The 394-nt window shown below is 71.3% G+C and carries 1 pseudogene; it reads right to left on the bottom strand.

The features are described from left to right. Positions 1-345, bottom strand: a pseudogene (locus BN358_RS25565) (glycoside hydrolase family 3 N-terminal domain-containing protein); the annotation flags it as partial. Positions 346-394 lie beyond the last annotated feature (49 nt).

Below are 394 nucleotides of genomic sequence, written 5' to 3'. Positions count from 1 at the left end.
CGCCGCGCGCAACTCCGCACCGATGCCGGCGCCGACCCGTTCGGTGGTGGCTTCGTCGTCGAGGTGGCCCAGGTACGCCATGGACGGGTACGGCGAGCCCGTGCGATGGTGCAGGCGGGTGACGTCCCCGCCCTCCTCGTCGGTGGCGATCAGTGTGTTCGGGTTGGCGGCGTGAATGGCAGCGGTGAGGGCGCGCAGCTGGGTCGGCTCCACGATGTTGGTGCCGAACAGGCAGACCGAGCCGAGGCCGTCGGCCAGTTCGCGAGCCAGCCAGTCCGGCAGTACCGGTCCGGTGAAGCCGGGCATCAGCGTTGCGTTGACCGCCCGCAGCAGGTCGGCCTCCATGTCAGCCCTTCACCGCCCCGGCGACAAGGCCCGAGGTCAGGCGTCCCTG

Source organism: Sedimentibacter sp. B4 (assembly GCF_000309315.1).
GTDB lineage: Bacteria > Bacillota > Clostridia > Tissierellales > Sedimentibacteraceae > Sedimentibacter > Sedimentibacter saalensis.
Note: the sequence above shows the minus strand (reverse complement) of the source record. Positions and strands in the feature narration are given on the sequence as shown.